The 575-nt window shown below is 46.1% G+C and carries 1 pseudogene; it reads left to right on the top strand.

The features are described 5' to 3' along the window. Nucleotides 1-50: 50 nt before the first annotated feature. Nucleotides 51-575: pseudogene (locus tag C9I99_RS27505) on the top strand (transposase); the annotation flags it as partial.

Here is a 575-nt window from a genome sequence, read left to right as displayed (position 1 = left end):
ACTTGATAGACACCTTTTAGTTAGACAAAATGACTAATAAAGAGGTGCTTATGAACAGCAAACGATATCCAGAAGAATTCAAAATTGAAGCCGTAAAACAGGTTACAGAAAAAGGCCATAGCGTGGCCGATGTTGCGAATCGTTTAGGCACAACGACCCATAGCCTTTATGCTTGGATCAAGCGCTACGGCCCTGACTCCTCCCAATACCAAGCCCAGTCTGATGAAAGTGCAGAAATCCGCCGACTCAAAAAGGAATTACAAAGAGTCACTGAAGAACGAGACATATTAAAAAAAGCCGCGGTGTACTTCGCAAGCCAGTCCGACTGAGGTACGCCTTTATTAAAGCCAACCAACCTATTTGGTCTGTTCGGCGCATGTGCAAAGTGCTTGGCATACATCCCAGCGGATATTATGCCTGGCTTAAGCAGCCCGACAGTAGACAGGAAAAGCGGCGCAAACACCTTCTCGGGCTGATCAAACAGTTTTGGCTGGAGTCTGGCGGAGTTTATGGTTACCGAAAGATATACAGTGATCTGCGTGATGAAGGTGAGTTCTGTGGAATTAACCAGGTTC

Origin of the sequence: Photobacterium lutimaris (genome assembly GCF_003025555.1) — a bacterium.
In the GTDB taxonomy this organism is placed as follows: domain Bacteria; phylum Pseudomonadota; class Gammaproteobacteria; order Enterobacterales; family Vibrionaceae; genus Photobacterium; species Photobacterium lutimaris.
Note: the sequence above shows the minus strand (reverse complement) of the source record. Positions and strands in the feature narration are given on the sequence as shown.